The organism is Streptomyces tricolor (assembly GCF_002155905.1).
Taxonomy (GTDB): domain Bacteria; phylum Actinomycetota; class Actinomycetes; order Streptomycetales; family Streptomycetaceae; genus Streptomyces; species Streptomyces tricolor.
Map to the genome: position 1 here is coordinate 1 of NZ_MUMF01000392.1, position 2587 is coordinate 2587.

A 2587-nucleotide genomic window follows, 5' to 3' on the forward strand; every position below is an offset into this window, starting at 1 on the left:
AGAAGGCGGGCGCGGTCGTCCGCCAGGTCGCCAACAGCACCGCCGAACTCAAGGCCGCCGCCCGGACGCTGAAGACGAGGGCGACCATCCCCGGCACCTCCTGGGCCGTCGACCCGCGCACCAACAAGGTCCTGGTCACCGCCGACTCCACCGTCACCGGCGCCAAGTGGGACAGACTGCAGTCGACCGTGCGGAGCCTCGGATCCGGCAAGGCGACCCTCAAGAAGTCCGCCGGCACCTTCAAGACGTTCGTCTCGGGCGGCGACGCCATCTTCTCCCAGGCGCAGGGCGGCAACGTCCGCTGCTCCCTCGGCTTCAACGTCACCGCCTCCGACGGCAGCCCCGCCTTCCTGACGGCCGGTCACTGCGGGGTCGCCGCCAAGGAGTGGTCCGACTCCGAGGGCGGCCAGCCCATCGCCACCGTCGACCAGGCCACCTTCCCCGGCGCCGGCGACTTCGCCCTCGTCAAGTACAACGACCCGAACACCCAGGCGCCCAGCGAGGTCGACGCCGGCAACGGCCAGACCGTGCAGATCAACCAGGCCGCCGAGGCCACCGTCGGCACGGCCGTGTTCCGGATGGGTTCCACCACCGGGCTGCGCGACGGCCAGGTCACCGGCCTGGACGCCACCGTCAACTTCCAGAGCGAGACGAGCCCGAACGGCGTCGACACCGTCACCGGCCTCATCCAGACCGACGTGTGCGCCGAACCCGGCGACAGCGGCGGCTCGCTGTTCACCCAGGACGGCAACGCCCTCGGCCTCACCTCCGGCGGCAGCGGCGACTGCACCAGCGGCGGCGAGACCTTCTTCCAGCCGGTCACCACCGCCCTCCAGGCCACCGGCGCGACACTCGGCAACGGCGGCGCCGGCGGCAACGGCGGTGACGGTGGCAACGGTGCGGGCGGCGAGGCCGGCGCCGGCGGCGAAGCCGGCGCGGGCGCGGACGACCAGGCCGGCGCGGGCGACCAGGCCGGTGCGGGAGCCGGGGCCGGTGGCGAGGCGGGCGCGGGTGACCAGGCCGGCGCCGGCGGCGACCGGATCGGCGGCGGCGCCGACCCGTCCGCACCGGCCGGCGCGCCCGGCTCCGGCGCGGCGGACGACGGGGCGTCGTCCCCGGCCGGCTCGCACTGAGCGAACCCGCACACCCCGAGGACTCCCCGGCCGGCCTCCCCCTCGGTTCCGGTCGGCGGGGAGTGGTCCGGCCCTCCCACGGGAGGGCCGGACCGCGGTCGTGCGCGTCGCCGTCGTCGTGCGCGTCAGCCGTCGTCGCGCGCCCGCAACAGCACCGCCACGTCGTCCACCCGCCCCCGCGCCGCCGTACTGTGCCGGACCACCTCGTCCGCCAACCTCCAGCGGCCGGTCGCCGGCCTCCGCCGGCAGGGCGCCGAGGCCGACCAGTGCGTCCTCGATGTCGATGCCGGGTGACTCCACGAGCCCGTCGGCGTACAGGACCAGCACCGAGCCGGGGGCCAGGGACACCTCGGCCGTCGGATACCCGGCCGAGGCGTCGATCCCCAGCAGCGGGCCCCCGGCCAGGTCCAGCACCCGCACCCGCCCGTCGGGCCCAGCCGCAGATACAGCCAGCCGGCGAACAGTTCGGCACCGAGATCGATCAGCAGCCGGTTGGTGCTGGCCATCACCTCGTGCGGAGCCTGCCCCCACGGGGGTGTACGCCCGTACGCCGGTGCGGATCTGGCCCATCAGGCCCGCCGCGGTCACGTTGTGCCCCTGGACGTCCCCGATCACCGCCGCCGCCGGCGGGCGGGTCGGCACCAGGTCGTAGAAATCGCCACCGATCTCCATGCCGTGGGTGGCCGGCAGACAGCGGGCCGCCGCCTCGATCCCGGGCGGCGGCATCAGCGAGTGCGGCAACAGAGCCTGCTGCCGCCCGTGCGCCGGCCGGTGTCTCGCGTCGTAGAGCAGGGCCCGCTCCAGGGCCTGCGCGATCAGCCCGCCCAGCGAGGTGAGCACCGCGCGCTCGTCCGCGGGGAAGGGGTGCGGCCCGGCGTGGGCCAGGACCCAGGTGCCGACCGGCCGTCCCGACGCGATCAGCGGCAGGTACGCCCAGGCCGCGAAGCCGTCGGAGGTCTCGGGCCGGCGCGGATACAGCCGCTCCAGCTGCTCCCGGTGCTCGAAGAACGCGAGCACCCCGCTGTTCAGGGCATGCGTGCCCGGGGCCCGCTCGGACAGCGGCAGCCCGTCGAACCGCTCGACGACGTGCGGGTCCCGGTGGCCGCGGTGCCCCAGGACGTGCAGCCGCCCGCCCTGCGCCCGCAGCGGCACCAGTGCCCGGCTGCCGACGGCCGGGAGCACCTCGTCCCCCACCAGCTGCACCACGTCCCGCACCCCGACCGCCTCGGTCGGCGCACCCGCCAGGCCCAGCACCTGGGAGATCGTCACCAGGCGGGACGGCCGCCGTTCCGCCCGCGGCGCCTCACGCGCCAGTTCGGCCACCATCCGGGCCCCGGCTGATGTGCACGCTCAGCCCGGTGGTGCTCGGATACAACCGGAACGACAGCCACTCGCCGGGCGGGCGCAGGCCACAGACTCCCTCGCGGCGGCACCCCGCGCACGGCGAGCGCGCG

General features: G+C 75.7%; 1 protein-coding gene and 1 pseudogene. One reads left to right on the forward strand and one right to left on the reverse strand.

Annotated features, from left to right (window positions below; all coding sequences use genetic code 11):
- Window positions 1–1133 (forward strand): S1 family peptidase (locus CCN44_RS26520; protein WP_086700193.1); only part of this gene is annotated, 1133 nt, incomplete at its 5' end.
- A gap of 125 nt (window positions 1134–1258) precedes the next feature.
- Here the strand turns inward: CCN44_RS26520 and CCN44_RS26525 are convergent.
- A pseudogene (locus CCN44_RS26525) lies at window positions 1259–2587 on the reverse strand (PP2C family protein-serine/threonine phosphatase); the annotation flags it as partial.